Origin of the sequence: Neobacillus niacini (assembly GCF_030817595.1) — a bacterium.
GTDB classification, from domain to species: domain Bacteria; phylum Bacillota; class Bacilli; order Bacillales; family Cytobacillaceae; genus Neobacillus; species Neobacillus niacini_G.
The window spans coordinates 2,656,333-2,681,849 of sequence record NZ_JAUSZN010000001.1 but is presented as its reverse complement, the minus strand read 5'-3'; the positions used below and the strand labels follow the sequence as shown (position 1 = coordinate 2,681,849).

Sequence of the window (25,517 nt, the reverse complement as noted above, 5' to 3'; positions counted from 1 at the left end):
TTTTCATAGGAATAATTATATAAAAAGATAAATTTAGGGATAAGGCATTTTTGTAAAGTATTTTCACAGGACCGAATTGGAAATTCGGAATTTAGGAAATCTTCTCAAATTGTAAGCAGGTCTGGTCATTTTCAGATTGCTTTCACATTTCTAATATCCCCTTGAGGAGGATTATTTGCATGTCAGAGTTTCTTGTAATTGTAGAATCACCTGCAAAAGCGAAAACAATTGAACGCTATTTAGGAAATAAATATAAAGTAAAAGCATCTATGGGGCACGTGCGTGATTTGCCTCGCAGCCAAATGGGAGTTTCCAAAGAAAACAACTTTGAACCCAAATACATTACCATTCGCGGTAAAGGACCAGTGTTAAAGGAATTAAAAACTGCAGCAAAAAAAGCAAAGAAAGTTTATCTCGCGGCTGACCCGGATCGCGAAGGGGAAGCAATTGCATGGCACTTAGCTCATAGCTTGAATGTTGATATCCATTCAGACTGCCGGGTTGTATTTAATGAAATAACCAAGGAAGCAATCAAAGAATCTTTCAAACACCCGCGGCCAATCAATATGGATTTAGTTGATGCACAGCAAGCAAGACGGGTATTAGATCGTCTGGTTGGTTATAACATTAGCCCGCTTTTATGGAAAAAGGTCAAAAAAGGATTAAGTGCAGGACGCGTTCAATCGACAGCGGTCCGATTAATTATCGAACGAGAAAATGAAATTAAAGCATTCATTCCTGAAGAATATTGGACGATTGAAGGAGAGTTGGTGAAGGGGAAAGATCATTTTAGTGCTCTTTATTTCTCCCTAGCTAACAAGGAAAAAACAGAACTGAAATCGGAACAGGATGTTGAAGAGATTTTAAAACAAATGGAAGGCGATAAATTCAAGGTGGTATCGGTAACAAAAAAGGAACGTAAACGAAATCCTTCTCCACCATTTATCACCTCTTCACTCCAGCAAGAAGCAGCTAGGAAACTTAATTTTCGGGCAAAGAAAACAATGATGCTGGCACAGCAGTTATACGAGGGAATTGAACTTGGCTCAGCTGGAACAGTTGGTCTTATCACCTACATGAGAACAGACTCAACTCGGATATCCGAGATAGCTCAAAAAGAGGCAGCAGACTATATTCTCTCTGAATACGGCAAGGAATACTTAAAAGAAGAACAAAGAAAAGAGAAAAAACAGTCCAATGCACAAGACGCTCACGAAGCTATCCGGCCGACAAGCACCCTGCGTGATCCAAATAGTTTGAAGCCTTTTTTATCTAGAGACCAATTGCGGTTATATAAATTAATTTGGGAGCGATTTTTGGCAAGTCAAATGGCACAGGCTGTAATGGATACAATGAGTGTCGACTTACAAAATGGGAATGTCCTATTCCGTGCTACTGGTTCAAAGATTAAGTTTCCAGGATTTATGAAGCTATATGTGGAAGGTTCAGATGATCAAGTTGAGGAACGGGATAAAATGCTGCCAAACTTACAAGAAGGCGATGTTGTTTTTAAGAAGGATATTGAACCAAAACAACATTTTACACAGCCGCCGCCAAGATACACGGAGGCTAGATTGGTTAAAACCCTTGAAGAACTAGGTATCGGACGTCCATCCACATATGCACCAACCTTAGATACTATCCAAAAGCGAGGATATGTTGCACTGGATAATAAGAGATTTGTCCCTACCGAGTTAGGTGAAATCGTTGATGAATTAATTCTAGAATTCTTCCCGGATATTATCAATGTTGATTTTACTGCAAAAATGGAGCAGGATTTAGATAATGTTGAAGAAGGGAAAGTACGCTGGGTTGAAATTATTGATGGTTTTTATCAGCAATTTGAAAAACACCTTGAAATAGCCGAGAAGGAAATGCAGTCTGTTGAGATTAAAGATGAGCCTGCGGGTGAGGATTGTGAATTATGCTCTAGCCCGATGGTGTTCAAAATGGGCAGATATGGTAAGTTTATGGCTTGCAGCAATTTCCCTGATTGCAGAAATACGAAAGCCATTGTTAAAGAGATCGGAGTCACCTGTCCAAACTGTAAAGAAGGAAATATCATTGAGCGTAAAAGTAAGAAAAAAAGGATCTTTTACGGCTGTGATCGTTTTCCTGAATGTGATTTTATTTCTTGGGATAAACCGTTACCAAGACCTTGTCCTAAATGTGAAGGTCCACTTGTAGAAAAGAAATTGAAAAAAGGTGTTCAAGTTCAATGTACAAAGTGTGATTACAAGGAAGAACCACAAAGTTAAGGGTGAGCAAAAGCTCACTCTTTTTATCTTTTTTATTTAGCTCTGTTCAAGGTGCTTCCGCTTTTTATAGAAATCATAAAACTTTTTTGTTTTTGATTCGTATAGTACAATGCAAGATGGGCTAAAAAGAGGGAAAAGTAAACATAGTAAAAAGTAAAGCTAAATTCATGGTTCTTAAGCTTTGAAAAATCAGGAGGTAAATACATGAACGATGTAACAATAAATGTAATTGGGGCTGGTTTAGCAGGAAGCGAGGCTGCGTGGCAGATTGCTAAACGCGGTGTTAAAGTCCGCCTTTATGAAATGAGACCAGTGAAACAAACACCTGCACATCATACAGATAAGTTTGCGGAGTTGGTATGTAGTAATTCCCTAAGGGCAAATACCCTAACAAACGCAGTCGGTGTGTTAAAAGAAGAAATGCGATTGCTTGATTCTGTTATCATTGCTGCTGCGGATGCATGCTCAGTCCCCGCAGGTGGTGCCTTGGCAGTAGATCGACATGAGTTTGCGGCAAAAGTGACCGAAATGGTAAGAAACCATGAAAATGTTACAGTGATAAATGAAGAAGTAACAGAAATACCTGAGGGTATAACGGTAATTGCAACAGGTCCATTAACAAGTCCGGAATTATCAGCACAACTAAAATCTTTAACTGGCGAGGATTACCTATATTTTTATGATGCTGCAGCACCAATTCTTGAAAAAGAAAGCATTAATATGGATAAGGTTTACCTAAAATCCCGTTATGATAAAGGTGAAGCGGCTTACTTAAACTGTCCAATGACGGAAGAAGAGTTTAACACCTTTTATGAAGCACTGGTGCAAGCAGAAACCGTCCCATTAAAGGAATTTGAAAAGGAAATCTTCTTTGAAGGCTGCATGCCGATCGAGGTTATGGCACAGAGAGGAAAGAAAACGATGTTATTTGGCCCGCTAAAGCCAGTTGGTTTAGAAGATCCAAAAACAGGGAAAAGACCATATGCGGTGGTACAACTTCGTCAAGATGATGCTGCGGGAACCCTTTATAATATTGTTGGTTTCCAAACTCACTTAAAATGGGGTCCACAAAAAGAGGTTATTCAGTTAATTCCAGGACTTGAAAATGCAGAAATTGTCCGCTACGGGGTTATGCATCGTAATACTTTTATTAATTCACCCAAGGTTCTAAAAGCTTCTTATCAATTTAGAGAACGTGAAAATCTGTTTTTTGCAGGGCAGATGACAGGTGTGGAAGGATATGTGGAATCTGCTGCAAGTGGACTTGCTGCAGGAATCAATGCTGCTAGATTAGCTTTAGGGAATGATCCTGTAGAGTTTCCTGTTGAAACGGCTATTGGAAGTATGGCACGATATATTACAACAGCTAACGCGAAGAATTTCCAGCCAATGAATGCGAATTTTGGACTATTTCCAGAACTTCCTGAAAAAATCAAGGGGAAACAGGAACGAAATATGCAGCATGCAAACAGAGCATTAGAAACAATTCAGAACTTTGTGAAAGTTTTGTAAAATTTATTGCAAGGGATTAAGAAGTGTGTTACGCTTTAGTAGCCTTTGTGAGGTTGACATATTAATAAATGTGACTGATTTATTAACGTTAGGTAGCAGCCATTTACAATTGGAGCAAACTTAATCACAATATACAATTGGACAACCCCAATTTGCTTAGCGTAATTTCCTATTGTTCATGGGTGAACAAGCGAGGATTGAATGGAATCAATTGAAACGTATATACCCATATATAAAAGGGAATAAATGAATAAAGTTTTCATACTATTCTAGTGTAATGCACTTGTCTGCTTAAGACAATCTCTTGTTACATAGGTTTGCTAGTTTAAAATGCAAGAGGAGGAGAAATGATGAACGAATTTCATGCCACGACGATATTTGCGGTCCATCATAACGGTCAATGTTCTATGTCAGGTGATGGTCAAGTCACATTTGGTAATGCAGTAGTGATGAAGCACACAGCAAAAAAGGTTAGAAAGATATTTAATGGAAGAGTATTAGCTGGTTTTGCCGGTTCTGTAGCCGATGCATTCACTCTTTTTGAAATGTTTGAAGGCAAATTAGAAGAATATAATGGCAACCTCCAACGAGCTGCTGTTGAGTTAGCTAAACAGTGGAGAAGTGATAAGGTTCTTAGAAAGCTAGAAGCAATGCTAATCGTCATGAATAAAGAGGATTTACTCCTCGTTTCAGGAACAGGAGAAGTAATTGAGCCTGATGATGGAATTCTAGCAATCGGATCAGGTGGGAATTATGCGCTTGCAGCTGGACGTTCTCTAAAGAAATATGCAGGTGATCATCTTACTGCAAAAGAAATTGCAAAGGCTTCTTTAGAAATTGCGGCTGAAATTTGTGTATATACAAACCACAACATTATCGTGGAAGAGCTTTAACGGGAGGGAACCTACAATGGCTAAAACAGATAACTTAACACCGCGTCAAATTGTTGAAAGACTTGATCAATATATTATCGGTCAGAAGGACGCCAAAAAAGCAGTTGCGGTTGCGCTGAGAAATCGTTATAGACGTGGTTTGTTAAATGAACAACTCCGCGAAGAAATTATTCCTAAAAATATTTTAATGATAGGTCCAACGGGTGTTGGTAAAACAGAAATTGCTCGGAGAATTGCTAAGCTGGTTGGTGCGCCATTCGTTAAAGTAGAAGCTACGAAATTTACAGAAGTCGGCTATGTTGGACGCGATGTTGAATCTATGGTTCGTGACCTCGTTGAAACATCTGTCCGATTGGTTAAAGAAGACAGAATGTTAGCTGTGAAGGAACGTGCGGAGGAAAATGCAAATGCCAGGCTGGTTGACTTACTAGTACCATCAGCAAAAAAAGCGCAAAATTATAAAAACCCACTTGAAATGTTATTTGGCGGCGGCAATACAACTGTGGAGCAGGATAACCATCAAGAAGATTACTCAGTCAATGAAAAACGTAAAATTGTTAGGGAAAAACTAGCACTGGGTCAACTAGAAGAAGAAATCGTGACAGTAGAAGTGGAAGAACAAACACCATCCATGTTTGACATGCTTCAAGGTTCAGGGATGGAACAAATGGGTATGAATATGCAAGACGCCCTAAGCAGCTTTATGCCGAAAAAACGGAAGAAAAGAAAATTAACAGTCCGTGAGGCCAGGAAAGTATTAACGAATGAAGAAGCAGCAAAATTAATTGATATGGATGAGGTTACTACGGAAGCGGTTTATCGTGCTGAACAAACAGGTATCATTTTTATCGATGAAATTGATAAAATTGCAAGCAGAAATTCAGGCGGTTCTTCGGCAGACGTGTCTCGTGAAGGTGTACAGCGAGATATCCTGCCAATTGTTGAGGGTTCAACAATTGTTACGAAATATGGTTCCATTAGAACGGATTATATTTTATTTATTGCTGCTGGCGCTTTTCATATGTCAAAACCTTCAGATTTAATTCCAGAATTACAGGGACGGTTACCAATTCGAGTAGAATTAACGAAGTTAACCGTCGACGATTTCTTTAGGATCTTAATTGAACCGGATAATGCTTTAATTAAACAATATCAAGCATTATTAGAAACAGAAGGTATACAAATTGAATTTTCTGACGATGCTATTCGTAGAATAGCTGAAGTTGCTTTTGAAGTGAATCAAAATACAGATAATATTGGGGCTAGAAGACTTCATACGATTTTAGAAAAACTACTAGAAGACTTGTCGTTTGAGGCACCTGATATTTTAATGGAGAAGATTACGATTACTCCACAATATGTAGATGATAAGCTTGGAGCAATATCTAAAAACAAAGATTTAAGCCAATTTATCTTATAATGATAGAACAATAAAACTTAATAATGGTTGCAGTTAATTAGGAGGAAGAAACAGATGGATTTACTTACAAAAACAAGAAGAATTAATTTATTACTACAAAAGGCAGCAGGAAAACCAGTAAACTTCAAGGAAATGTCAGAAACTTTAAGTGAAGTTATTGAAGCGAACGTTTTCATCTTAAGTCGTCGTGGAAAGCTTTTAGGCTATGCGATTAACCAACAAATCGAAAATGATCGTATGAAAAAAATGCTAGAGGACCGACAATTCCCTGAAGAATATACAAATGGTCTATTTAATATTCAAGAGACATCTTCGAATCTTGATATAGAAAGCCAATATACTGCATTTCCTGTTGAAAATCGGGATTTATTCCGTGAAGGATTAACAACAATTGTGCCAATTATTGGCGGTGGGGAACGTCTTGGGACATTAATCCTTGCAAGATTGCAAGAAAAGTTCCATGATGATGATCTTATTCTTGCTGAGTACGGAGCAACGGTAGTCGGTATGGAAATCTTGCGTGAAAAGTCAGAAGAAATCGAAGAAGAAGCAAGGAGCAAGGCAGTTGTTCAAATGGCAATTAGTTCGTTATCTTATAGTGAGCTTGAAGCTATCGAACATATTTTTGAAGAATTAAATGGTCACGAAGGATTATTAGTTGCTTCGAAAATTGCAGACCGTGTTGGTATTACACGTTCCGTTATTGTTAACGCTCTAAGAAAGCTTGAAAGTGCTGGAGTAATCGAATCTCGTTCACTTGGGATGAAGGGTACTTATATCAAAGTTCTTAATGATAAATTCCTTGTTGAATTAGATAAATTAAGATCCAACTAATATAGTTGTAAATAAATCTCCAGATAAACTGGAGATTTATTTTTTCTAAAGTAAAACTTGATTGTTATCTTCACATGTGCTATATTATTTAACGGTGTTATTACACACGCTTGTTGATTTAACAGCCGGTGCTGTAAATACAGTTGCTGTTTAAATATGAGGCAAGCGGAGGAAAACGAAACCATAGGAGGAAAAATAACATGTCAGTAATTTCAATGAAGCAATTGCTTGAAGCTGGTGTACACTTCGGACACCAAACTCGCCGTTGGAACCCTAAAATGAAGAAATATATCTTCACAGAGCGTAACGGTATCTATATCATCGACCTACAAAAAACAGTTAAGAAAGTTGAAGAAGCTTATAACTGGGTAAAAGATCTTGCTGCTAATGGCGGAACGATCCTTTTTGTTGGTACTAAGAAGCAAGCTCAAGATTCTGTTAAGGAAGAAGCAGCTCGTTCAGGTATGTACTTTGTTAACCAACGTTGGTTGGGTGGTACTTTAACAAACTTTGAAACAATCCAAAAGCGTATTGGCCGCTTAAAAGATATTGAAAGAATGTCAGAAGACGGTACTTTCGAAGTATTACCTAAAAAAGAAGTTGTTCAATTAAAGAAAGAACAAGAACGCCTTGAAAAATTCTTAGGCGGAATTAAAGATATGAAGCAGCTTCCAGATGCACTTTTCATTATCGATCCTCGTAAAGAGCGTATCGCAGTAGCAGAAGCTAAAAAGTTAAACATACCTATCGTAGGTATTGTTGATACTAACTGTGATCCAGACGAAATCGATGTTGTAATCCCAGCTAACGATGATGCAATCCGTGCTGTAAAACTATTAACTGGTAAAATGGCGGATGCTATCTTAGAAGCTAAACAAGGTGAAGAAGTAGCACAAGAAGCGTAAGATATCGATTTATTTCAAAAGGTGATAAGAGGGAGACCCTTTATCACCTTTTTTTAAGAAATGTTTATCTTAACTTGGAATGGCTAAGATAGTAGTATAGTACATAGTTTAAGGAGGAATTTACAATGGCAGTTACTGCTCAAATGGTAAAAGAACTACGCGAAAAAACAGGCGCAGGTATGATGGATTGTAAAAAGGCGTTAACAGAAACAAATGGTGATATGGAAAAAGCAATTGACTTCTTACGTGAAAAAGGGATTGCTTCAGCTGCGAAGAAAGGTGACCGTATTGCTGCAGAAGGCTTAACATATGTGGTTGCTGAAGGAAACAATGCAGTTATTTTAGAAGTAAACTCTGAAACAGATTTCGTTGCAAAGAACGAAGCATTCCAAACCCTTGTAAAAGAATTAGCTGCACACTTGCTTGCTAACAAGCCAGCAACTGTTGAAGAAGCTTCTGCTCAAACTATTAATGGAGTGACTGTTGCAGACTATATCAATGCTGCTATTGCTAAAATCGGTGAAAAATTATCACTTCGCCGTTTTACAGTAGTATCAAAAACTGACAATGATGCTTTTGGTGCTTACCTTCACATGGGTGGACGTATTAGTGTATTGACAGTTCTTGAAGGTACTACTGATGCGGATTCAGCAAAAGATGTTTCAATGCACATTGCTGCTCTAAGACCTTTATATGTTTCTCGTGACCAAGTTTCTCAAGAAGAAGTTGAACGTGAGCGTCAAGTGTTAACTACTCAAGCACTTAACGAAGGAAAGCCAGAAAATATCGTAGCAAAAATGGTTGAAGGCCGTCTTGGTAAATATTTTGAAGATGTATGCTTACTTGACCAGACTTTCGTTAAAAACCCTGATCAAAAAGTTCGTCAGTTTGTTGAATCAAAAGGTGCTACTGTTCGTGAATTCGTTCGTTACGAAGTAGGCGAAGGTATCGAAAAGCGTGAAGACAACTTCGCTGAAGAAGTTATGAACCAAGTAAATAAAAAGTAATTTTTTATAAGCATGGTACGCAAAATATGTTTTGAATAGGGAACACGTTGTGTTCCCTATTTTTAAAGTTTTTTTATAATAATATACATAATAAGGAGGTTCATATGAGCGGTCCTAAGTACAAACGTGTCGTTCTAAAACTAAGCGGGGAAGCACTTGCAGGAGAATCAAGCTTCGGTATTAAACCATCCGTTATTAAATCAATCGCTGGACAAGTAAAGGAAATTGCAGAACTTGGTGTTGAGGTTGCAGTTGTTGTTGGCGGTGGTAATATCTGGCGTGGTAAAATAGGTAGTGAAATGGGAATGGACAGAGCAACTGCTGACTATATGGGTATGCTAGCCACAGTTATGAATTCACTAGCGCTGCAAGACAGTTTAGAGCACCTTGGTATTGAATCTCGCGTTCAAACCTCAATTGAAATGCGTCAAGTTGCAGAGCCATATATTAGACGTCGTGCAATGAGACATTTAGAAAAAAAGCGAGTAGTTATTTTTGCTGCTGGTACAGGAAATCCATATTTCTCTACTGATACAACTGCTGCATTACGAGCAGCTGAAATTGATGCTGAAGTAATTTTAATGGCAAAAAACAATGTTGATGGTGTCTATTCAGCTGATCCACGTTTGGACCCTAATGCAACAAAATATGATGACCTCACTTTCTTAGACGTAATTAAAGAAGGATTGGCTGTTATGGATTCAACTGCGTCTTCATTATGTATGGATAATGATATTCCACTTATTGTTTTTTCTATCATGGAACAAGGTAATATTAAACGTGCTGTTATGGGTGAAAAAATTGGAACAATTGTTAGGGGGAAAATTTAATGCCAAAACAAGTAGTTTCAGCTACGAAGGATAGAATGCTTAAAGCAATACAAGCATATACTCGTGAGCTTGCTAGTATACGTGCAGGTAGAGCAAGTGCTTCTTTATTAGATAGGATTACAATTGATTATTACGGGGCACCTACTCCTGTGAATCAAATGGCTGGAATTTCTACACCAGAAGCGCGACTACTTGTCATCCAGCCTTATGACAAATCCATTCTAGGTGATATTGAAAAGGCAATTCTTAAATCTGACTTGGGGTTAAATCCTTCAAATGATGGTCAGGTCATCAGACTTGCCATTCCTCAATTGACAGAAGAACGCCGTAAAGAGCTAGTGAAATTAGTAAAGAAAGAATCTGAAGAGGCGAAAGTTGCTATCCGTAATATCCGTCGTGATGGTAACGACGACTTGAAGAAGTTAGAAAAAAATGGTGAAATAACAGAAGATCAACTTCGAGGTTATTCCGATGATATTCAAAAGCTTACTGACGAACATATAAGTAAGATTGATCAAATAACAAAAGACAAAGAAAAAGAAATCTTGGAAGTTTAATTATTTTGAAGAACCCTCTTTTCAGGGGGTTTTTTCACTATTTATATCCAAAGAGAATTTAAAGCAGATGGTAAAACGTCATTCTTATTTCTTGTCCTACTACATAAATTAATTAGAAGAAGATATATTTTTACTTTTTTGGTATGATAAAAGCATGCAAAAATCAGCATTCTTCATATATATCAACACAGGCTCTGTGGGCATGATCTATTATCGGAGGAAATGATTATCTGAATTTGGAGGAGCAATGTTATGTTTAATAAAATTAGGCTTTGGAAGAATCAAAATAATAACTCTTCCACACTCCGAGAAAAAATAGAAGAGGTTAGAAAATTGCCGGTACCGGAACATGTAGCGATTATTATGGATGGCAATGGGCGTTGGGCAAAAAAGAGAGCATTGCCACGAATTGCTGGTCATCATGAAGGTATGAAGGTCGTGCGTAAAATAACAAAGTTAGCAAACTCTCTTGGAATAAAAACGCTGACGTTATATGCTTTTTCCACAGAAAATTGGAAGCGGCCAAAAAATGAAGTAGAGTATTTAATGAAGCTTCCTGAGGAATTTTTAGGAACCTTTCTGCCAGAATTAATTGAAGAAAATGTTCAAGTAGCAATGATGGGGTATAAAGAACAACTTCCGGTACATACTTTACATGCAATTGAAAAAGCGATTGAAGATACAAAGAACAATGATGGTCTTGTATTAAACTTTGCGCTTAACTATGGAAGCAGATCCGAAATTATTGATGCGACCAAAAAAGTCTTAAATGATTATAAAAGTGGAATACTGAAAGAGAGCGAGTTAAACGAAGAAGTCTTCTCCTCATATCTAATGACTTCCAACCACAAAGACCCCGATTTATTAATCCGGACTAGTGGAGAAATCCGGCTAAGTAATTTTATGCTTTGGCAATTAGCCTATACGGAGTTTTGGTTTACGGATGTATTATGGCCAGATTTTAGAGAAAAACATCTAATTGAAGCAATTGAAGCATTTCAGAATCGTCAACGTCGATTTGGCGGTATTTAAGTACTCTCTCTCAAGTCCTATAAAGGTGTTGAATTCTTAGATGAAGCAAAGAATCATTACAGGAGTAGTAGCAGCTGCTTTATTTCTACCTATTGTTTTTTACGGTGGACTACCTTTCGTATTATTAACATACTTCCTCGCATCGGTGGGTTTGTATGAATTATTAAAAATGAAAAAACTTAGTATTTTTTCTGTTCATGGACTGCTTACACTTTTATTTCTCTGGGTTATTCTTTATCCTGAGCAGTATAGTGATATAGTAAATACTTTTTATTATACAAAAACAGAACTGGGCATAGCTTTTATCCTCTTGTTATTGGCCTATACAGTGATAACAAAAAATCGTTTTACCTTTGAAGATGTGGGTTTTTCAATATTATCCGCTATTTATGTAGGAATCGGTTTTTATTTCTTTATTGAAACGCGTGATGCGGGATTAGTTTATATTTTTTACTCTTTATTTATGATTTGGGCAACTGATTCAGGTGCTTATTTTGTAGGGAAAGCTACAGGCAAAACCAAGCTTTGGCCTGAAATTAGTCCAAACAAAACCGTAGAAGGGTCTGTTGGCGGTGTGGTTTGTGCACTAATTGTCGCTGTCCTATTTTCTTTATTGACGGAAATCAACGCAAACTTATTAGCATTACTGGCCATAACCGCTGTCCTTTCAATCTTCGGACAAATTGGGGATTTAGTCCAATCTGCGTTTAAACGCCACTTTGGTGTTAAAGATTCAGGAAATATACTGCCAGGACATGGTGGAATCCTTGACCGTTTTGATAGTCTTTTATTCATTCTGCCATTATTACACTTTTTTCACTTATGGTAGATTACTGTCTAGCTGCAGCGCCTAGGGGCTCGGGGTCATAAGCCAATCACTTCGGAAGGCAAAAAACGCCTTCTGTCAGCGCTTGTCTTATGCCTGTCGCCCCTGGACAAGGCGCTTCCGCTTTTCTATTTAGGAGTTGAACGATAGTTGAAAAAAATTAGCATTTTGGGTGCTACTGGCTCAATTGGGACCCAAACTTTAGATATTTTGCGTGAACATCTATCAGAATTTAAATTAGTGGCAATCTCTGTCGGAAAAAATCTAGAATTAGCTAGAAAAATGATTACTGAGTTTCAACCAGAGCTTGTTTCTGTACAAGAGTACCATGATTGTAATACATTAAAATTAGAATTCCCTAAAACTAAATTTACCTTTGGCGATGAGGGACTTGTAGAAGTTGCTGTCTATCCTTCAGCCGATATCCTTGTAAATGCTGTGATTGGAAGTGTTGGTCTAAATCCAACTTTACAAGCCATTGAAAGTGGAAAAACGATCGCAATTGCTAATAAGGAGACATTGGTAACGGCTGGGCATCTTGTTATGGAGGCTGCCGAAAGGAATGGAGTGGCATTACTTCCAGTTGATAGTGAACATTCGGCTATTTTTCAATGCCTTCAGGGTGAGCAAGAGAAGACTGTAGAAAGATTGATTCTAACGGCTTCCGGTGGGAGTTTCCGTGATCGTTCACGAAACGACCTTGAAGGTGTTACAGTAAAAGAAGCCTTAAATCACCCCAACTGGTCAATGGGAGCAAAAATAACGATAGATTCAGCCACGATGATGAATAAAGGACTTGAAGTGATTGAAGCACATTGGCTATATAATATGCCGTATGAAAAAATTGATGTCCTTTTACACAAAGAAAGCATTATTCATTCGATGGTTGAATTTCATGACAGCAGCATCATAGCACAGCTGGGAACACCTGATATGCGGGTGCCAATTCAATATGCGCTTTCCTACCCTGATCGATTACCTCTAAAATCATCACAACGATTAAATTTAGCGCAAATAGGGAAATTACATTTTCAAGAAATGGATGTTAATCGTTTTCGTTGTATGAAATTTGCTTATGAAGCTGGGAAAAAGGGCGGAACATTTCCAACTGTATTGAATGCAGCAAATGAAGTTGCAGTAGCTGCTTTTTTAGATGGGAAGATTAATTTCTTACAAATTGAGGACATGATCGAGAAGGCATTAAGCAAGCATGATTTAATCTTAAATCCTGACTTATCCATTATTCAAGAGGTGGACAAAGAAACAAGACAATATGTATATTCACTTCTATAAAAAAGGTGGTTTTTAGTTTGACTACAGTTATTGCCTTTATCGTTATCTTTGGTGCTCTAGTCTTCTTCCATGAATTAGGCCATTTAATTTTTGCAAAACGTGCAGGGATTTTGTGCCGCGAGTTTGCGATCGGATTTGGACCAAAGGTTTTCTCTCATAAAAAAGGGGAAACTACCTACACGATTAGGTTACTGCCAATTGGCGGATTTGTTCGGATGGCTGGTGAAGATCCAGAGGTTGTTGAACTAAAACCTGGTTACAGAATCGGGCTCTTGTTTGACAAAGATAATAACGTTAATAAGATCATTTTGAACAATAAAGAAAAGTACCCTAATTGTCGAATTGTGGAAGTAGAACATGCGGATATTGAACATAAGCTATTCATTAAGGGCTATCCTGAGGATGAAGAAGAAAGCTTGCAAACTTTCCCTGTAAGCCCGACTGCTGTGACGATTGAAAATGGGATAGAAACACAATTAGCTCCATATGATCGTCAATTCGCATCTAAGACTTTGCCACAGAGAACAATGGCTATTTTTGCTGGACCGATGATGAATTTTGTCCTTGCTTTCTTTTTGTTCATTATCATTGCATTCTTACAAGGTGTTCCAACGAATGAACCTAAATTAGGTGAGATTACGCCTGATGGTGCTGCAAATGCTGCAGGTCTTATGCAAGGAGATATTGTCAACAGTATTAATGGCGCTGAAATTTCAAGCTGGTCTGATGTGGTTGAAATTATCAGGGAAAATCCGAATGAGGAACTAGATTTTTCCATTACTCGTGATGGGAAAGATCAAGAAATTTCCGTTACCCCTAAAGAACAAACCGTTGAGGGTGATAAGATTGGCCTCATAGGTGTATATAGTCCTATCGAAAAATCACCACTAAAAGCGATTACCGCTGGTTTTACCGAGACTTACTTTTGGACAAAACAGATCTTTGTCATGCTGGGTCAGTTAGTTACAGGTCAGTTCTCTATTGATATGCTCTCAGGTCCGGTTGGAATATATGCTTCTACTGATACAGTAGTGCAGTCAGGCATTTACTATGTCATGAAATGGGCGGCGATTTTGAGTATTAACCTTGGAATAATGAATCTATTGCCAATTCCTGCGCTTGATGGTGGAAGGTTAATGTTCTTTGCTGTAGAAGCTGTAAGAGGAAAGCCAATTGATCGTCATAAGGAAGGCATGGTCCATTTTATTGGGTTTGCATTGCTAATGCTCCTCATGCTGGTTGTTACCTGGAATGATATCCAGAGGTTTTTCTTATAAAATTAAAAAAAGGTTCCTAGTGGACCTTTTTTTATTTACTCATTTGGTTTTATTTTTCTGTCGAAATTAGCCGAATGATTAGGTATCATATGATATAATTACTTTTTGATAAAAGATAAGTATAGAGATTTTATATAGATGGGAGAGGGAATGATGAGCGAACATGCCTCTGGCAAAAAAGAGCGATTCTTACTCTTGCTCCAACAACTAGAATTAATAGAGGACGCTGTTGTAGCACAATTTCAGAATGCACAAATTGAAAGATTTATTGTTGAAAAAAAGGCAAGAAAATGGCATTTTCAATTTTTATTAGAAAAAATTCTTCCTTATAGTTTATATCTTCGTTTTACTACTCAACTTGAAAGAAAATTCTCAAATATAGCGAATATTACCTATGATTTAAAAGTAGAAGATCAAAGTTTTCAGCCAGAATTACTTCTAGAATATTGGAATCATAGTATTCAACAAATCGATGGTATCTCGCCGCCGATGCTTAAATTATTAAATGAACAAGTACCGGCTGTTAGTGGTAATAAGTTAACCATTTCGGTACGCAATGACACAGAAGGCATGGCCTTAAAAAAGAAATATGGTTCAATGATTACCACTTTGTATCAATCATACGGATTTCCGAGTTTAACACTTGAAACTGACATCAAGAGTGAAGAAAAAAATGACGAATATCAACAGTTTTTATTAGCAAAACAAAAAGAAGATCAAGAACGCGGACTCATGGCCCTAGCTGATTTACAAAAGAAAGAAGCGGAGAAGGATGCTAGTGGGGTTGTTTCTGAGGGGCCGCTCTCAATTGGTCTAACAATTAAAGATGATTCAGATCTTCGAAGCATGATTGATATTGTCGATGAAGAAAGAAGAGTCACAGTCGAAGGATTTATATTTGATGCGGAGACAAGAGAGTTGAGAAGCGGACGTACTCTACTAACCTTTAAGATTACGGATTATACAAGCTCTCTCATGGTTAAAATGTTTTCACGGGATAAGGAAGACGCTGCTCTTTACCAGTTAATCAAAAAAGGTATGTGGGTTAGAGTTCGGGGAAGCATTCAAAATGATACTTTTGTCCGTGATTTAGTCATGATTGGAAATGACATAAATGAAATTAAACCAGAGGGCCGTAAAGATACAGCTCCTGAAGACCAAAAGCGAGTGGAACTCCATCTGCATACTCCAATGAGTTCAATGGACGCAGTCACTCCCGTAGGGGCGCTCATTGCTCAAGCCAAGAAGTGGGGGCATAAGGCGATTGCCGTTACGGACCATGCTGTGGCACAATCCTTCCCAGAGGCTTATGGTGCAGGAAAGAAAAATGATATTAAAATCCTTTATGGTGTAGAAGTAAATCTTGTCGATGATGGAGTACCGATTGCCTATAATGATGCCCATCGTTTAATTGCCGAAGATACATTTGTGGTGTTTGACGTTGAAACGACTGGTTTGTCAGCCGTGTATGATACGATTATTGAACTTGCGGCAGTTAAAATTAGAGATGGGGAAATCATTGACCGATTTGAATCATTCGCAAATCCACATCATCGATTATCGGCTACAACCATCAACCTAACAGGAATTACAGATGATATGGTCCAAAATGCTCCTGAAGTTGGCGAAGTAATCCAAAGGTTTTATGATTGGGTAGGGGACGCTGTTCTTGTAGCCCACAATGCCTCGTTCGATATGGGATTCCTGAATGTTGGCTATAAAAACATTGGACTTGAAAAGGCAAAAAATCCAGTAATAGATACGCTCGAATTAGGTAGATTTCTGTATCCAGAAATGAAAAATCATCGTTTAAATACATTGGCAAAGAAATTTGATATTGAATTGACCCAACACCATCGGGCGATTTATGATGCAGAAGCAACAGGGTATTTACTTTTAAAAATGCTTAAGGATGCGGCAGAAAAAGGAATCGAGTACCATGATCAATTTAACGATAACATGGGGAAAGGAAATGCCTATCAGCGCGCACGTCCTTATCATTGTACGCTGCTTGCACAGACGGAAGTTGGTTTAAAGAACTTATTTAAACTCGTATCCATTTCACATATTGAATATTTTTATAGAGTTCCGAGACTGCCAAGGTCCGTGCTTCAAAAATACAGAGAAGGAATTCTTGTTGGATCAGGCTGTAATAAAGGTGAAGTTTTTGAAGGAATGATGCAAAAATCTCCCGATGAAGTGGAAGCGGCGGCACAATTTTATGACTATCTTGAGGTTATGCCGAAGGAAGTCAATGCTCCATTAATTGAAATGGAACTAGTTCGTGATGAAAAAGCATTAGAAGATATAATTGGTAATATCGTCAAGCTTGGTGAAAAATTGGGGCTACCAGTTGTGGCCACCGGTAATGTCCATTATCTAAATGAGAACGATAAAATTTACCGTAAGATATTGGTGAACTCACAGGGCGGTGCTAACCCGCTAAATCGTCACAAACTGCCTGATGTCCATTTCAGGACCACCAATGAAATGCTTGCTGCGTTTTCTTTCCTTGGAGGCGAAAAGGCTAAAGAGATTGTTATTACCAATACAAACAAAATAGCGGATATGATTGATGTCATTAAGCCAATTAAAGACGACTTATATACGCCTAGAATTGAAGGCGCAGATGAAGAAATGCGTGAAATGAGTTATTCAATGGCGAAGAAGATTTACGGAGAGCCTCTTCCTGAAATCGTTGAGGCACGCCTTGAAAAAGAATTAAAGAGTATTATTGGCCATGGTTTCGCCGTAATCTACTTGATTTCACATAAGCTTGTAAAAAAATCATTGGATGATGGGTACCTTGTGGGTTCACGGGGTTCTGTAGGTTCTTCATTGGTTGCTACAATGACAGAAATTACCGAGGTAAATCCATTACCTCCGCATTACGTCTGTCCTGCCTGCAAGCACTCGGAATTTTTCAATGACGGTTCTGTGGGATCAGGCTTTGATTTACCCGATAAGGATTGCCCGCAATGTGGAAGTAAATATCATAAAGACGGACATGACATTCCGTTTGAAACCTTCCTTGGTTTTAAAGGGGACAAGGTTCCCGATATCGATTTGAATTTCTCTGGGGAGTATCAGCCGCGTGCCCATAACTACACGAAAGTTCTTTTTGGAGAAGATAATGTTTTCCGAGCAGGTACAATTGGTACAGTTGCAGATAAAACAGCTTTTGGATATGTAAAAGCATATCAGCAGGACAATAATTTACAATTACGCGGGGCAGAAATAGAACGACTTGCTTCCGGCTGTACCGGTGTAAAAAGAACAACTGGTCAGCATCCAGGTGGTATTATCGTTATTCCTGATTACATGGATGTCTATGACTTTTCACCAATACAGTTCCCTGCAGATGATAGAAACTCTGAATGGAAAACGACCCATTTTGATTTCCATTCCATTCACGATAACGTCTTAAAGCTTGATATACTTGGGCACGATGATCCGACTGTAATAAGAATGCTGCAGGATCTTAGTGGAATGGACCCAAAAACGATTCCAACTGATGATCCCGAAGTGATGAAGATTTTTAGTGGAACCGAATCATTAGGTGTAACCGAACAGCAAATTATGTGTAAAACAGGTACACTTGGAATCCCTGAATTCGGTACACGTTTCGTCCGCCAAATGCTTGAAGATACAAAACCAACGACGTTCTCTGAACTTGTCCAAATTTCTGGTCTGTCACACGGAACAGATGTATGGCTGGGAAATGCGCAAGAATTAATTCATAACAACATCTGTAATCTGAGTGAAGTTATCGGTTGTCGTGATGATATCATGGTCTACCTTATTTATCAGGGACTAGAACCATCATTTGCTTTTAAAATCATGGAGTCGGTTCGTAAAGGGAAAGGTCTCTCTGAAGACATGGAAGCGGAAATGCGCCGTAATGAAGTACCGGAATGGTATATTGATTCTTGTAAAAAGATAAAATATATGTTCCCTAAGGCCCACGCAGCTGCTTATGTTTTAATGGCAGTTAGAATTGCCTATTTTAAGGTACATCTTCCGCTCTTATACTATGCAGCCTATTTTACCGTTCGTGCAGAAGATTTTGATTTGGAAGTAATGACAAGAGGTTCTGAATCCATTCGGGCAAAAATTGAGGAAATCAATGCAAAAGGACTTGAAGCCTCAAATAAGGAAAAAAACCTATTAACCGTTCTCGAGTTGGCCCTTGAAATGGTGGAAAGGGGCTTTTCTTTCCAAAACTATGATCTATATAAATCCGACGCGTCTGAGTTTATTATTGAAGGAAATTCTTTAATCCCCCCATTTAATTCAATACCAGGGCTCGGAACGAATGCCGCTTATAACATTGTAAAGGCAAGAAAAGATGGAGAATTTCTATCGAAAGAAGACCTACAGCAACGTGGTAAAGTATCAAAAACTATTCTAGAATATTTAGACAAGCAAGGTTGCCTTGGAGCCTTACCAGAACAAAATCAGCTTTCCCTATTCTAGATGGTAATAACCTTGATTTAATGCGTTTCGGTTTGCATATAAAATTTGGTTATGGTATAGTTTTATTGGAAATACTAAGAAATACTCTCGTGTTAAAGAGTGGGGAAACCCGCTCTTTCGTTTTTGTATTGGATAATTTTACAGAGTTATTGATAAAACTTTCCGTGAAATACGTATAATATGGGTGAAAATGTCGGTAAAGGAGGTTAAACATGAGCAAAGTAACGGAAGTAGTAGAAGAGCTAACGCAGCCAATTTTACAAGAATTAGATTTAGAATTGGTGGAAATTGAGTTTGTCAAAGAAGGGAAAAACTGGTTTCTTCGCGTATATATTGATAAAGAAAACGGTGTTGATATTGAGGACTGTGGCACTGTCAGTGAACGACTTAGTGAAAAACTCGATGAGCTTGACCCGATAACCCAAAATTATTTTCTTGAGGTATCCTCTCCTGGTGCAGAAAGACCGTTGAAAAAGGCGAAGGACTTCGAAAAGGCAATTGGTAAAAATGTGTTCATTAAAACATACGAGCCCATTGACGGTGAAAAAGGATTTGAAGGAAAGTTACTCGATTATGATGGGCAGACAGTAAAAGTTGAAATCAAAATCAAAACTCGTAAAAAAATCATCGAGATTCCTTTTGAAAAAGTGGCTAGTGCAAGGCTAGCGGTTATTTTTTCATAATAAAAGATAAATATATATGAAAGTTAGGGGGATATGATCAAATGAGCAGCGAATTATTAGATGCTCTTACCATACTAGAAAGAGAAAAGGGCATTTCTAGAGATGTATTAATCGATGCGATTGAAGCAGCACTTATCTCGGCATATCGACGCAATTTCAATCAAGCCCAAAATGTTCGAATTGACTTGAATCTGGGAACAGGCTCCATGCGTGTTTTTGCCAGAAAAGAAGTAGTAGATGAAGTGTTCGACCCTCGTCTTGAAATATCATTAGCAGATGCCAGGAACATTAACCCTAATTATGCTGTTGAAGATGTAGTGGAAATGGAAGTAACACCTAAGGACTTCGGAAGAATTGCAGCTCAAACAGCAAAACAAGTGGTTACACAAAGAGTTAGAGAGGCTGAAAGAGGCATAATTTATTCTGAGTTTATTGATCGTGAAGAAGATATCATGACCGGAATTGTTCAAAGACTTGATTCAAAGTTTATTTATGTAAGTCTTGGAAAGATTGAGGCTCTTCTCCCTGTTAATGAACAAATGCCAAATGAGCGGTATAAGCCACATGACCGAATAAAGGTTTTTATTACGAAGGTTGAGAAGACAACGAAAGGTCCTCAAATTTTCGTATCTCGTACCCATCCTGGATTACTAAAAAGATTGTTCGAGATTGAAGTTCCAGAAATATATGATGGTACAGTTGAGATAAAATCAGTTGCTCGTGAAGCAGGCGACCGTTCTAAAATTTCTGTTCATTCGGATAACAATGAAGTTGACCCAGTTGGTTCTTGCGTAGGTCCAAAAGGTACAAGGGTTCAAGCCGTTGTAAATGAATTAAAAGGTGAAAAAATCGATATTGTTAAATGGTCCGACAATCCTGTCATCTTTGTTGCAAATTCATTAAGCCCATCTAAAGTATTAGATGTAATGGTGAATGAGTCTGAAAAAGCAACCACTGTAGTTGTACCAGATTATCAACTTTCACTGGCAATTGGAAAGCGCGGACAAAATGCCCGTTTAGCTGCAAAATTAACAGGTTGGAAAATAGATATCAAATCAGAAACAGAAGCACGTGAAATAGGAATTTATCCACGTGAAGAAATGATTCGGCTTTTTGATGATCAAGTACATGTCTTTAATGAAGAAGAAGAAAAGGAATAAGAAGTGAGGTGAATGATCGTGAACAATCGTAAAAAAGTTCCTATGCGGAAGTGTGTCGCAACCGGTGAAATGAAGCCGAAAAAAGAACTCGTTCGCATCGTTCGCTCAAAAGAAGGGGATGTATCTATCGACTTGACAGGGAAAAAGTCGGGCAGAGGTGCATACCTTTCAAGGGACAAGGAAGCGGTCCTACTAGCCAAGAAAAAAAACATCCTATCTAATCATCTAGAAGTTTCGATTAATGAGACTTTATACGAGGAACTGTTAGAATTGATAGAAAAGGATAATAGGCAGTCCATATGAATACAAATCCATGGATGTCGTTACTTGGCTTAGCAAATCGAGCACGGAAAATCATATCGGGCGAGGAGCTTTCTGTTAAGGAGATTCGAAGCGGAAAAGCAAAGCTCGTTTTATTATCGGCAGATGCATCTGCAAATACGACAAAGAAAATTACAGATAAATGTAAGTCATACGAAGTTCCATATAAACTAGTGGAAGATCGCCACCTTCTGGGCCAAGCGATTGGCAAGGAAGCCCGCGTTGTTGTAGCTGTACTGGATGATGGATTTGCAAAGAAATTGATGACGTTGCTCGATTAATTTTAGCGGGGGTGAAAATATGAGTAAAATACGTGTTTATGAGTATGCAAAAAAACACAATATTTCAAGTAAAGATGTAATAAATAAATTAAAAGAAATGAACATAGAGGTTTCAAATCATATGGCAACAATTGAGGATGCCGCGGTTGTAAAGCTTGACGCAACCTATAACAAGAATGAAAGCAAACCACAACAAAAGCAAGCTAGACCGCAACAGCAAAATCGCCAGAATCAGAAACCACAGCAGCAGGGAGTTAAACCACAAGTGCAAAGTAAAACAAGCCCAAAAGCTTTTGAGGACGACGACGCAAAGACTACAACTCCTAGCAAGGTAAAAGTGGTATCACCACCGAAAGCAGTTGACAGCAAAAAGCACAGTCAACAATTCCAATCTAAGGAAAATAAAGTTTTTAGCGCTGGAAAAGGGAATAAAAAACCTTTTAATAATAATAATCAAAATCGCAATAATAATAACAACCGGAAAAAGAATCATACTCCGGTTCAGCAAACACAGCCTCAGGTAAAGAAGGTAAAAGAACTTCCAACTAAAATTACTTTTAGTGAATCTCTTACTGTAGGCGAACTTGCAAAAAAAATCTACCGCGAACCTTCCGAAATTATCAAGAAGCTCTTTTTACTAGGAGTAATGGCAACAATTAATCAGGTGTTAGATAAAGACGCAATTGAATTAATTGCCAGTGAATACGGGGTTGAGGTCGAGGAAGAAATTAAAATCGATACAACAGATCTTGAAGTTTATTTTACTGAAGATGCACCTGAAGATCTTGTAGAAAGACCTTCAGTAGTTACGATTATGGGTCACGTTGACCATGGTAAAACCACATTGCTTGATTCCATTCGTCACACAAAAGTTACAGAAGGTGAAGCAGGGGGAATTACCCAGCATATTGGTGCATACCAAGTTGTTGAAAACGGGAAGAAGATTACATTCCTTGATACACCGGGACATGCTGCATTTACAACTATGCGTGCACGTGGTGCGAAAATCACAGATATTACAATCCTTGTAGTAGCTGCTGATGATGGTGTAATGCCTCAAACAGTTGAAGCGATTAACCATGCGAAGGCTGCAGAGGTTCCAATTATCGTTGCCGTTAATAAAATGGATAAAGAGGCTGCGAACGCAGACCGTGTTATGCAAGAGCTTACCGAGCATGGATTAGTGTCCGAAGCTTGGGGTGGAGATACAATCTTTGTTCCACTATCCGCGAAAACTGGGGAAGGAATCGATAATCTGCTTGAAATGATTCTACTTGTTAGTGAAGTTGAAGAATGGAAAGCAAACCCTAATCGTAAAGCAGTTGGAACAGTAATTGAGGCACAATTAGATAAAGGCCGTGGATCAGTGGCTACCTTGCTTGTTCAGAATGGTACATTGAAAATCGGTGACCCAATTGTCGTAGGAAACACGTATGGTCGTGTTCGCGCAATGGTAAATGATTTAGGACGCCGTGTGAAAGAAGCTGGACCATCAACACCTGTTGAAATTACAGGTTTAAGTGATGTTCCACAAGCTGGTGACCGTTTCGTTGTATTTGACGATGAAAAAACTGCTCGTCAAGTTGGGGAAGCACGTGCACAACAAGCACTTGCGGCTCAACGTGGAGAGAAATCAATCGTCAGCCTTGATAATTTATTTGAGCAGTTAAAACAGGGTGAGATGAAGGATTTAAATATCATCCTCAAAGCTGATGTTCAAGGTTCGGCTGAAGCCGTAGCAGCCTCACTGCAAAAAATTGACGTTGAAGGCGTAAATATCAAAATTATTCATAGTGGTGCTGGTGCCATCAATGAATCAGATATTACCCTTGCCTCTGCTTCTAATGCCATTGTAATCGGCTTTAACGTTCGTCCTGATGTCAATGCGAAGCGTGCAGCTGAACAAGAAAAGGTCGACGTTCGACTTCACAGTATTATTTACAAGGTAATAGAAGAAATCGAAGCTGCAATGAAGGGTATGCTTGATCCAGAATTTAAAGAAAAAGTAATTGGTCAAGCGGAAATTCGTCAAACCTTTAAAGTTTCAAAGGTTGGAACCATTGCCGGTTCTTATGTAACAGACGGGAAAATAACTCGTGATAGCGGAATTCGTTTGATTCGTAACGGTGTTGTCATCTTTGAAGGAAATATCGATGCATTAAAACGTTTTAAAGATGATGCCAAAGAGGTTTCACAAGGTTATGAATGTGGTATTACCATTAAGAACTTCAATGATGTTAAAGAAGGAGATATTATTGAAGCTTACGTAATGGAAGAAATTGAACGTAAATGATTGTAGGTTTAGCCGTTTGTGAATGTATCATCTACGATGCTCATTCTTTAAAAGAGAAACGGGCTGTATTACAGCGAATTCTTACCAGGTTAAAACAAAAATTTAATGTATCAGTTTCAGAAGTTGGCTATCAGGATGTGTGGCAAAGGACGAAAATAGCCATTGTGGCGGTAACATCCAATCGGGTAATGACTGAACTGGAACTGCAAAATGCATTTAAATTAATTGATTCTTTTCCTGAGATTGAAAGAACGATCACCGAAGTAGAATGGCTTTAAGTTAAGAGGTGAAGTGATGAGCCACAGAGCAAATCGTGTTGGAGAGCAAATGAAGAAAGAACTAAGTGACATCATCGGGCGGAAAATTAAGGATCCCCGGATCGGCTTCGTGACGGTTACAGATGTTCAAGTAACAGGAGATCTCCAACAAGCAAAAGTATATATTTCTGTTTTGGGCGATGAAGAGCAAAAGGAAAACACGCTTAAAGGTCTTGCAAAGGCGAAAGGATTTATCCGAACTGAAATTGGACATCGTATTCGTTTACGCAAGACTCCTGAGATCCTTTTTGAATGGGATGAATCGATGGATTATGGAAATCGAATCAATTCTCTCATTCATCAATTGCACCATGAAGAAAGAAGCATGGAAAAAAATGAAGAAGAATAAATGGATAGACAATTGTCTATCCTTTTTTTTCGATACAAAATTGAATTGGAGTGACCGGCGATGGAAGGAATCATCCCTTTATATAAACCGGCAGGACTAACGTCGCATGATTGTGTTTTTAGATTAAGAAAAATATTAAAAACAAAAAAGGTGGGCCATACGGGCACACTTGACCCAGATGTGACCGGAGTTCTTCCTATTTGTATTGGTAGAGCAACAAAAGTAGCAGAATACATAACTGACGCTGGGAAGAGTTATGAAGGAGAAGTGACAATTGGGTACTCCACAACAACCGAGGATGCTTCAGGAGAAATGGTTGAAGAGAAAAAGGTAGAAGGTACCATCAGCAGGAAAGAAATCCTTCAAGTTCTAAATTCTTTCACTGGTGAAATAGAACAAACACCACCGATGTTTTCAGCCGTAAAAGTGAATGGGACTCGTTTATACGAATATGCCCGCAAAGGAATTGAAGTGGAACGTCCTACGAGAAAGGTAACTATCTATTCGATGGAGCTACTTGACGATAGAGAGGTATTTTCAGGTGAAACTATCTCATTTCGATTTAGAGTGAGTTGCAGCAAAGGAACCTATATCAGGACACTAGCAGTAATGATTGGTGAAGAACTTGGCTATCCTGCACATATGTCAAATTTAATTAGGACCCAATCATCTGCTTTTACAATTGATGATTGTTTGACTTTTGAACAGATTGAAAAATCAGTGGAAGCTGGTACAATATCCTCCTTTTTAAGACCTTTAGAATTGGCACTTTCTCATTTGCCGAAATACATAATAAATGATAAAGTAGCAGAGAAAGTGAAAAATGGCGCACTTTTACCAATACCAGAGCATTTAAAAAATAGTAACGGACCTATTAGCGCTGAAACGGAAGAAGGCAAAGCACTTGCCATTTATTCGGTACACCCGAACAAACCAGGGCTGTTAAAACCGGTTAAAGTTTTGCGTAATGATCAAGGTTAAAAAGGTTACGGT

General features: G+C 38.3%; 22 protein-coding genes. All 22 read left to right on the top strand.

Features of this window, described 5'->3' with window-relative positions; translation table 11 throughout:
* Nucleotides 1-179 precede the first annotated feature (179 nt).
* The 22 genes from topA (at nt 180) to truB (ending at nt 25,505) form a co-directional block, all read left to right on the top strand.
* A complete protein-coding gene (gene topA, locus QFZ31_RS12695; protein ID WP_307303298.1) occupies nt 180-2,258 on the top strand; it encodes a type I DNA topoisomerase in 2,079 nt (692 codons plus the stop codon).
* Between the two features lie 204 nt (nt 2,259-2,462).
* Nucleotides 2,463-3,770: an FADH(2)-oxidizing methylenetetrahydrofolate--tRNA-(uracil(54)-C(5))-methyltransferase TrmFO gene (gene trmFO / locus QFZ31_RS12690; RefSeq protein WP_179597185.1), complete on the top strand. Its 1,308-nt coding sequence runs from the start codon at nt 2,463-2,465 to the stop codon at nt 3,768-3,770.
* Between the two features lie 350 nt (nt 3,771-4,120).
* Nucleotides 4,121-4,663: an ATP-dependent protease subunit HslV gene (hslV, locus tag QFZ31_RS12685; RefSeq protein WP_179597183.1), complete on the top strand. Its 543-nt coding sequence runs from the start codon at nt 4,121-4,123 to the stop codon at nt 4,661-4,663.
* 16 nt (nt 4,664-4,679) lie between these two features.
* The gene (gene hslU, locus QFZ31_RS12680; RefSeq protein WP_307303296.1) at nt 4,680-6,083 is read left to right on the top strand and encodes an HslU--HslV peptidase ATPase subunit; all 1,404 of its coding nucleotides are present in this window, start codon (nt 4,680-4,682) and stop codon (nt 6,081-6,083) included.
* Nucleotides 6,084-6,137: 54 nt separating this feature from the next.
* On the top strand, nt 6,138-6,917 hold the full coding sequence (codY, locus tag QFZ31_RS12675; protein ID WP_179597179.1) for a GTP-sensing pleiotropic transcriptional regulator CodY: 780 nt from the start codon (nt 6,138-6,140) through the stop codon (nt 6,915-6,917).
* A 200-nt stretch (nt 6,918-7,117) separates the two neighbouring features.
* Nucleotides 7,118-7,822, top strand: a complete 705-nt coding sequence (rpsB, locus tag QFZ31_RS12670; RefSeq protein ID WP_034677043.1) for a 30S ribosomal protein S2 — start codon at nt 7,118-7,120, stop codon at nt 7,820-7,822.
* Between the two features lie 125 nt (nt 7,823-7,947).
* Complete coding sequence (gene tsf / locus QFZ31_RS12665) at nt 7,948-8,829, top strand: translation elongation factor Ts (protein WP_179597177.1); 882 nt, start codon at nt 7,948-7,950, stop codon at nt 8,827-8,829.
* A gap of 104 nt (nt 8,830-8,933) precedes the next feature.
* Complete coding sequence (gene pyrH, locus QFZ31_RS12660) at nt 8,934-9,659, top strand: UMP kinase (protein WP_034677039.1); 726 nt, start codon at nt 8,934-8,936, stop codon at nt 9,657-9,659.
* Complete coding sequence (frr, locus tag QFZ31_RS12655; protein WP_306072752.1) at nt 9,659-10,216, top strand: ribosome recycling factor; 558 nt, start codon at nt 9,659-9,661, stop codon at nt 10,214-10,216. The genes pyrH and frr overlap by 1 nt, the downstream gene beginning before the upstream one ends.
* A gap of 252 nt (nt 10,217-10,468) precedes the next feature.
* The gene (locus tag QFZ31_RS12650) at nt 10,469-11,248 is read left to right on the top strand and encodes an isoprenyl transferase (protein ID WP_307303291.1); all 780 of its coding nucleotides are present in this window, start codon (nt 10,469-10,471) and stop codon (nt 11,246-11,248) included.
* A 40-nt stretch (nt 11,249-11,288) separates the two neighbouring features.
* On the top strand, nt 11,289-12,077 hold the full coding sequence (locus tag QFZ31_RS12645; RefSeq protein WP_179597171.1) for a phosphatidate cytidylyltransferase: 789 nt from the start codon (nt 11,289-11,291) through the stop codon (nt 12,075-12,077).
* A gap of 147 nt (nt 12,078-12,224) precedes the next feature.
* The gene (gene dxr, locus QFZ31_RS12640) at nt 12,225-13,367 is read left to right on the top strand and encodes a 1-deoxy-D-xylulose-5-phosphate reductoisomerase (protein ID WP_307303289.1); all 1,143 of its coding nucleotides are present in this window, start codon (nt 12,225-12,227) and stop codon (nt 13,365-13,367) included.
* 17 nt (nt 13,368-13,384) lie between these two features.
* Nucleotides 13,385-14,644, top strand: a complete 1,260-nt coding sequence (gene rseP / locus QFZ31_RS12635) for an RIP metalloprotease RseP (RefSeq protein WP_307303288.1) — start codon at nt 13,385-13,387, stop codon at nt 14,642-14,644.
* Between the two features lie 153 nt (nt 14,645-14,797).
* Entirely contained in the window at nt 14,798-19,120 is a 4,323-nt protein-coding gene (locus QFZ31_RS12630; protein WP_307303286.1) for a PolC-type DNA polymerase III, read from the top strand.
* Nucleotides 19,121-19,332: 212 nt separating this feature from the next.
* Nucleotides 19,333-19,803, top strand: coding sequence for a ribosome maturation factor RimP (rimP, locus tag QFZ31_RS12625; RefSeq protein WP_179597163.1), 471 nt, complete (start codon nt 19,333-19,335; stop codon nt 19,801-19,803).
* Between the two features lie 41 nt (nt 19,804-19,844).
* Entirely contained in the window at nt 19,845-20,963 is a 1,119-nt protein-coding gene (gene nusA / locus QFZ31_RS12620) for a transcription termination factor NusA (RefSeq protein WP_307303283.1), read from the top strand.
* Between the two features lie 18 nt (nt 20,964-20,981).
* A complete protein-coding gene (gene rnpM, locus QFZ31_RS12615; RefSeq protein ID WP_307303281.1) occupies nt 20,982-21,266 on the top strand; it encodes an RNase P modulator RnpM in 285 nt (94 codons plus the stop codon).
* Nucleotides 21,263-21,565, top strand: coding sequence for a YlxQ family RNA-binding protein (locus QFZ31_RS12610; protein ID WP_179597157.1), 303 nt, complete (start codon nt 21,263-21,265; stop codon nt 21,563-21,565). The genes rnpM and QFZ31_RS12610 overlap by 4 nt, the downstream gene beginning before the upstream one ends.
* A 19-nt stretch (nt 21,566-21,584) precedes the next feature.
* On the top strand, nt 21,585-23,858 hold the full coding sequence (gene infB / locus QFZ31_RS12605; protein WP_307303279.1) for a translation initiation factor IF-2: 2,274 nt from the start codon (nt 21,585-21,587) through the stop codon (nt 23,856-23,858).
* The gene (locus tag QFZ31_RS12600) at nt 23,855-24,136 is read left to right on the top strand and encodes a DUF503 domain-containing protein (protein WP_179597153.1); all 282 of its coding nucleotides are present in this window, start codon (nt 23,855-23,857) and stop codon (nt 24,134-24,136) included. The genes infB and QFZ31_RS12600 overlap by 4 nt, the downstream gene beginning before the upstream one ends.
* Nucleotides 24,137-24,152: 16 nt before the next feature.
* Entirely contained in the window at nt 24,153-24,524 is a 372-nt protein-coding gene (gene rbfA, locus QFZ31_RS12595; RefSeq protein ID WP_179161206.1) for a 30S ribosome-binding factor RbfA, read from the top strand.
* A 60-nt stretch (nt 24,525-24,584) separates the two neighbouring features.
* Nucleotides 24,585-25,505: a tRNA pseudouridine(55) synthase TruB gene (gene truB / locus QFZ31_RS12590; protein ID WP_307303278.1), complete on the top strand. Its 921-nt coding sequence runs from the start codon at nt 24,585-24,587 to the stop codon at nt 25,503-25,505.
* Nucleotides 25,506-25,517: the final 12 nt, after the last annotated feature.

What these genes read in the sequence shown, in the direction of transcription:
- QFZ31_RS12630 (WP_307303286.1), top strand. Translation starts at nt 14,798, where the DNA reads ATGAGCGAACATGCCTCTGGCAAAAAAGAGCGATTCTTACTCTTGCTC.
- tsf (WP_179597177.1), top strand. Translation starts at nt 7,948, where the DNA reads ATGGCAGTTACTGCTCAAATGGTAAAAGAACTACGCGAAAAAACAGGC.
- codY (WP_179597179.1), top strand. Translation starts at nt 6,138, where the DNA reads ATGGATTTACTTACAAAAACAAGAAGAATTAATTTATTACTACAAAAG.
- nusA (WP_307303283.1), top strand. Translation starts at nt 19,845, where the DNA reads ATGAGCAGCGAATTATTAGATGCTCTTACCATACTAGAAAGAGAAAAG.
- frr (WP_306072752.1), top strand. Translation starts at nt 9,659, where the DNA reads ATGCCAAAACAAGTAGTTTCAGCTACGAAGGATAGAATGCTTAAAGCA.
- truB (WP_307303278.1), top strand. Translation starts at nt 24,585, where the DNA reads ATGGAAGGAATCATCCCTTTATATAAACCGGCAGGACTAACGTCGCAT.
- hslU (WP_307303296.1), top strand. Translation starts at nt 4,680, where the DNA reads ATGGCTAAAACAGATAACTTAACACCGCGTCAAATTGTTGAAAGACTT.
- QFZ31_RS12610 (WP_179597157.1), top strand. Translation starts at nt 21,263, where the DNA reads ATGAATACAAATCCATGGATGTCGTTACTTGGCTTAGCAAATCGAGCA.
- rimP (WP_179597163.1), top strand. Translation starts at nt 19,333, where the DNA reads ATGAGCAAAGTAACGGAAGTAGTAGAAGAGCTAACGCAGCCAATTTTA.
- rpsB (WP_034677043.1), top strand. Translation starts at nt 7,118, where the DNA reads ATGTCAGTAATTTCAATGAAGCAATTGCTTGAAGCTGGTGTACACTTC.
- infB (WP_307303279.1), top strand. Translation starts at nt 21,585, where the DNA reads ATGAGTAAAATACGTGTTTATGAGTATGCAAAAAAACACAATATTTCA.
- QFZ31_RS12650 (WP_307303291.1), top strand. Translation starts at nt 10,469, where the DNA reads ATGTTTAATAAAATTAGGCTTTGGAAGAATCAAAATAATAACTCTTCC.
- trmFO (WP_179597185.1), top strand. Translation starts at nt 2,463, where the DNA reads ATGAACGATGTAACAATAAATGTAATTGGGGCTGGTTTAGCAGGAAGC.
- rbfA (WP_179161206.1), top strand. Translation starts at nt 24,153, where the DNA reads ATGAGCCACAGAGCAAATCGTGTTGGAGAGCAAATGAAGAAAGAACTA.
- QFZ31_RS12600 (WP_179597153.1), top strand. Translation starts at nt 23,855, where the DNA reads ATGATTGTAGGTTTAGCCGTTTGTGAATGTATCATCTACGATGCTCAT.
- hslV (WP_179597183.1), top strand. Translation starts at nt 4,121, where the DNA reads ATGAACGAATTTCATGCCACGACGATATTTGCGGTCCATCATAACGGT.
- pyrH (WP_034677039.1), top strand. Translation starts at nt 8,934, where the DNA reads ATGAGCGGTCCTAAGTACAAACGTGTCGTTCTAAAACTAAGCGGGGAA.
- topA (WP_307303298.1), top strand. Translation starts at nt 180, where the DNA reads ATGTCAGAGTTTCTTGTAATTGTAGAATCACCTGCAAAAGCGAAAACA.
- QFZ31_RS12645 (WP_179597171.1), top strand. Translation starts at nt 11,289, where the DNA reads ATGAAGCAAAGAATCATTACAGGAGTAGTAGCAGCTGCTTTATTTCTA.